Here is a 5,146-nt window from a genome sequence, read left to right as displayed (position 1 = left end):
TTGAATACATCGAGGTTGATTATAATCGGACAAGAAGGCACAGTGCTCTTGGGTATCTAAGTCCAGTTAACTTTGAAAATAAAAATGTCGCTTAATGAAGTGTCCAGTCTGGCTGGAGCAGATCAGTCCAGTGTTTTGCGTTGTCAGCCCCTTAACCGGGCGTTAGCTGAGGTTAAGAAAAACCATAAAATTAAGCGCTTATTTTTCTTAGTCTGAGGCTCTAGCTTTACACCTGAAAGTCAGCACTTTTCCGCGTATCTCGCCAGTGGCACTGTTCGTGAAGTGGTTGAACTAACCGAAGTCTTCTTACGGGAAGTGATGTGTTTGTTTATTTCTTTGGTGTGGCTTCTTTGGTTTTGAAGCTCTTTCGCGCTCAAATGGGTTTCACGCACTTGGTTGTTGGCTTCTTCGACATAATTCTTTGTAAATTTAAGCTCTAGAAACTCGTCAAATTTTGTTGTTATTTCTTCTTTGCCAAGTGCGTTTCGTGGATTAGGTTTTAGTTTCTCAGTTGTCCGTTTTACTTTGCCGGTTGAAAGCAATAATGTGTTTTAAATTAGGCCGTTGGGTAGTCAATCTCCGGCTAAAGTGTAGCAGCTAACAAACGGCTCAAGAGGGATTGCCAACGCGTGGTGGCTTTAGTGCAAAATTGAAGTTCAGTGTTTACGGTGTGTTTTTTGAGTTCGGCGGTACGTTGTCAACCCCTTAGCCGGGCGTTATGTGTTGGATGGGTTTTTAAGGTCAAAGCTACGATTTCATTGAGAATTCGTTCCGTGTTTTCGGCAAGTTGGCTTGGTCGAAATGGATTCTTGAACAACCTGAGATTGATCGTTTTCAAGGTTCTTGGGTTGCCTCAATTAAGTTTTGGATCTGGCTTGTGTTGAGTTTCGTCAGTTTCAAATCGCTTTAATTGAAATGTCCTTTTGACTGATTTATTTGCTGACACTCAGCTCTGGAAATCTGGTGACGCAAAAGGTTTAGCGGTTGCTGAAAGGGCGCTTTCTTTGTTGTTGATTCTGTAAGTGGCTCTCTTTGGCTCAGAACGCTGTGAAATTTAGGTTTTGGTAAGCATCGTTTTTGTACGTAACTTATTCAAATCTCTTCATTTCTACGGTGGTTTACTTTGAATTCACGGTAAAATTCACATAACAAACAATTCAAGTGGATTCTCAACGCGTGGCAGTTTTACTATGCGTTGAGTAAAGTGTTTTATGGTGCAATGCGGTGGCTTGGTCAGTGCGTTGTTCACCACTTAATTGGGCGTTAAGTGGAAGAGGAAACATGTCAGAGTATCAAAATTTGTTAACTGCTTTGCTTAGAGGGAAAAAGCAAAGGCACCCATTTAGCTATGAACCTTCAAAGTCATCGTATCGAAAGGACTTGCAGGATAGGCTCGATGATTTTGAGAATAGGTTGGATAAATACACTCAGAAGGGGGTGGGGCGTGTAGCGAGGGCATTGAAAAAGAGCTTGCCCCAAATTCAGCGCAATAACAAGCTCATTCTCAAGTGTATTGATGAATACTTAAACGGTAACTCTGGAAAAGCATATGACACATTTGAAAAAATGATGAATTATAAAATAATAAAAGATGCTATTTCACAATTAAGTCAAGAGTTAAAACAAGTATGCGTTAAACCTAATTACTTATATAGAGTCAGGGTGAGTGAGTCACCTTTGACAGAAAGAAGAGATATGTTTCATATTCCATTTGATATGAGACATTTGGTTGGTGCCCAAAGGTACTCGATTGCTGGTTTACCATGTCTATATCTAGGAACATCTATTTATGTTTGCTGGCAAGAAATGGGTAAGCCAAATTTGGATTCTCTTTACATCTCGAGTTATCAACTAAGTGCAGCCAATTATAACCACCCTAAATTTCTTTTAAATTTTGCATATTCTCTAGAAGCCATGAAGAAAAGCGACTTGGAGTTACTATTTTTCGATGTCGAGAGTGATGAGCCATCCCTCGACCAAAAAATTGCGCATTTTGTCTTATGGCCTCTACTCATGTCTTGTAGCTATATCAAAGCTAATGAGGGTGCAAACTTCAATGTTGAGTATGTGGTTCCGAATATGTTACTTCAGTGGATAACGACTGATGCTCCAAATGTTGATGGAATTATGTATTTATCAACCAAAACAAAACAACTTCGAGAGTCAAAAGTTGGAATAAATGTAGTCATACCCCCTGCGCTCGTGGAAAGTGTGGAGCATGAATCTTTTTGTAAAAGCATGGTGCTTGATTTTGAATTAACAAAACCAATATCTTGGCAGTTGCTTGAAACCATTAATTGCAATGAAATAGATATATCATCTAACTTTGGTCGTGGGGATGACATAGAAAAAGAGTTTATCCAAAATTATGAAAGCACAAATTTTTATAAAGCTGAAAAGAAAATTGAAAAAATATTAAATCTAGCGTCTGTCGAGTCCACTTAACAAACGCTTTAAGAGGGACTTCCAACGCGTAGCATTTTCATTATGCGTTGATTTCAGTGGTTTCAGTGGTTTCAGTGTTATGCGGAAGCTTGGTAGTAGCGTTGTCAGCCCCTTAAGCGGGCGTTATGTTTTTAATCAGGTTCAGGGAATCATGGAAGAAAAGAGTCAGTTATTTTTACAGCAGCACTTTCGAACTTTAGCTAGTGAAGTGTCTGAAAAATATACATCATTTAGTTCGGATTATTTTTGCGCAGATGAGTATAACGCAAATCTATGTGCTGATTTAATCCTACGTGGCGAGAAACGAGCATCATGCAGCATGGAATACTGGTATAGCCATGAGGGTGAAGTTTTACCAAGAGTTGGTCATCTTCAAGTTGTCACAAACTGGGATGGTGAACCAATTTGTATAATTGAGATAACATCGGTCTCAAATTGTCGATTCAATGAAGTGTCAGAAGAGTTTGCGGCAAGTGAGGGTGAAGGCGACAAATCATTAGAATGGTGGCGTAAAGCTCATTGGAAATTTTTCTCACGTGAATGTGAAGATTTAGGTATAGAGCCTAGTGAGGATATGCTATTGGTTTTAGAGCACTTTAAGGTCGTATATCACTAAAAACATAACAAACGGTTCAAGAGGGACTGCCAACGCGTGGCGGTTTTTGTTCAAATCGGCCTTTGTGATTACGGTTGTTATTTTGGGTTCAGCGGTTTGCGTTGTCAGCCCCTTAACCGGGCGTTATGCAACTCAGGTAAATTTAGGGGTTCAATCTTTTGGGATTTCTCTGGCCATTCGTTTTGTGTTGTCGGCAAATGAGCATGTTTACCCTCAAATTCGTGGTTAACTCAAACCGTAAAACAGGCAAGTTTCTTTGTTTGCCTCAATCAGTTTTAGCGTTGGCGCGTTGTAAATTCAGTGGGCGCAAAGTGTGGAAAGTGCAAGTTTATCGAGTATTTCGCATTTGCTGAAAGTCTTGCTTGTTGAGTTTGTCTCATTCAAAAGCTTGGTTTGTTGCTGAAAGGTGGACTTTGTTTTGGCGGCTCATTTATCACAGTTCTTGCTTGGGTTGATTTTTGAATCACTCAACCATTGCAATTGTGGCTTTTGGTCGTGTAAAGTCAGTTTATCTTATTGAATTTGCATAACAAACGGCTCAAGAGGGATTGTCAACGCTTGGCGACTTTAGTGCAAAATTGAGGTTCAGCGTTTACAGTGGTTTTTTGAGTTCGGTGGTGCGTTGTCAACCCCTTAGCCGGGCGTTAGGCAAGGTGAGTTTTTATCAGCTAAATCGAGTTGAAATTGAACGGTAAATTCAATGTTTTCTGGCTTAAGTTAAGCAATAAATAGTCATCACATATTTGTTGTTTCTTGATCGCGTTGAGCTGTTTATCGTTGTGAATTCAGCGGCATAATAACCTTCAGCATCCAAACGTCCGCCGAGCATGCTACGCTCGTCACTTTTCTTCCAAATCGCTCAATTTGAGTTTTTTTGTTTCTTTGCTGATCTAGCATTTTGGTTTATAAATGAATCGGTTAGTTTATTTTAAGTTTACAAAAAACTCGTTCTTTGGTTTTGAAAGTATCGTTGTCAATCGGTTGGCCTAACAAACGGCTCAAGAGGGATTGCCAACGCGTGGCGGCTTTAGTTCAAAATTGAAGTTCAGTGTTTACGGCGTGTTTTTTAAGTTCGGCTATGCGTTGTCAACCCCTTAGCCGGGCGTTATGTTCTTTGAGGAAAAAATGAAATATATACTTTTGATAATTGGTGTTTTGTTAGCTAGTCCCGCTCTCGTAAAAATATATACAGAGTATGTGCCTGGTACGATGATTGGTAGTGTAGATGGTTGGTTGAGCTTTTTAGGTGGCTATTCGGGGGGACTATTAGCGTTTTTTGCGGCGTATCAAATTTTTAATCGACAGAGGCAAGATAATATCAGGCCACTATTGGTTTTGGAACAAGTCCCCTCAGTTGATAAGTTGGGAGATTTATATTTTACGGACGACGCGGGTAAAGAATTTGAAGAGAAAGGTAATGATATTTATGTCGCCGTTTGTCTAAAAAATATAGGGCTAGCTTCTGCTTTAAATATTTCTATTAAACATATAGAAACAAAGAGAAAGTTAAAATTCTATTCAACAAAAATTGGAGACTTTGTAGATTTACCTTATCTCGGTCATGTTGAGAAGTCAGGGGCAATTTATTGGTCTATTCGGACACCTAGAGCATTGTTTGAGTCAGATGTGGTAAAAACGTTAGGAATATTGGTAGAGTTTAGTGATCTCTATGGTGCAAAGCATACACAAGAAATATTAGTGACCTTTAACAACGACAAGCAGCACTACTTCACTGAAATACGAACATAACAAAGCATTTAAGAGGGATTCTCAACGCTTGGTATTTTTGTTTCTACTTCAAATTTAGTGTTTACGGTACAATGCTTTAGATTGGGTGGCGGCGTTGTTCACCCCTTAATGCGGCGTTAGGTTTACGAAGAGCAAAGCATAATTTTTGGGGAAAAGAGTTGGGGATTTCTCTGGCTATTCGTTTACGGATGTCAGCAAGCAAGCTTGGTCTGATCTGCTCCAGCCAGACTGGACACTTCATTAAGCGACATTTTTATTTTCAAAGTTAACTGGACTTAGATACCCAAGAGCACTGTGCCTTCTTGTCCGATTATAATCAACCTCGATGTATTCAAA

Annotated in this window: 5 protein-coding genes; 4 read left to right on the top strand and 1 reads right to left on the bottom strand. The window is 39.5% G+C overall.

The window, feature by feature from the left end; genetic code table 11:
* The 4 genes from EXZ60_RS18375 to EXZ60_RS18355 form a co-directional block, all read left to right on the top strand.
* Window positions 1–95, top strand: a 95-nt coding sequence (locus EXZ60_RS18375; RefSeq protein ID WP_182761394.1) for an IS3 family transposase, incomplete at its 5' end; no start/stop codon positions are given.
* A 1,186-nt stretch (window positions 96–1,281) separates the two neighbouring features.
* Window positions 1,282–2,445, top strand: a complete 1,164-nt coding sequence (locus EXZ60_RS18370; protein ID WP_277436115.1) for a hypothetical protein — start codon at window positions 1,282–1,284, stop codon at window positions 2,443–2,445.
* 151 nt (window positions 2,446–2,596) lie between these two features.
* Window positions 2,597–3,061: an ASCH domain-containing protein gene (locus tag EXZ60_RS18360; protein WP_277436114.1), complete on the top strand. Its 465-nt coding sequence runs from the start codon at window positions 2,597–2,599 to the stop codon at window positions 3,059–3,061.
* Between the two features lie 1,125 nt (window positions 3,062–4,186).
* Window positions 4,187–4,810 carry a hypothetical protein gene (locus EXZ60_RS18355; RefSeq protein WP_277436113.1) on the top strand — a complete coding sequence of 208 codons (624 nt, stop codon included), beginning with the start codon at window positions 4,187–4,189 and terminating at the stop codon, window positions 4,808–4,810.
* A gap of 240 nt (window positions 4,811–5,050) precedes the next feature.
* On the opposite strand, the gene EXZ60_RS18350 is transcribed toward EXZ60_RS18355, so the two are convergent.
* Window positions 5,051–5,146, bottom strand: a 96-nt coding sequence (locus tag EXZ60_RS18350; protein ID WP_194584830.1) for an IS3 family transposase, incomplete at its 5' end; no start/stop codon positions are given.

Origin of the sequence: Vibrio sp. 1151_11 (genome assembly GCF_029478525.1) — a bacterium.
GTDB lineage: Bacteria > Pseudomonadota > Gammaproteobacteria > Enterobacterales > Vibrionaceae > Vibrio > Vibrio anguillarum.
Note: the sequence above shows the minus strand (reverse complement) of the source record. Positions and strands in the feature narration are given on the sequence as shown.

What these genes read in the sequence shown, in the direction of transcription:
- EXZ60_RS18360 (WP_277436114.1), top strand. Translation starts at nt 2,597, where the DNA reads ATGGAAGAAAAGAGTCAGTTATTTTTACAGCAGCACTTTCGAACTTTA.
- EXZ60_RS18355 (WP_277436113.1), top strand. Translation starts at nt 4,187, where the DNA reads ATGAAATATATACTTTTGATAATTGGTGTTTTGTTAGCTAGTCCCGCT.
- EXZ60_RS18370 (WP_277436115.1), top strand. Translation starts at nt 1,282, where the DNA reads ATGTCAGAGTATCAAAATTTGTTAACTGCTTTGCTTAGAGGGAAAAAG.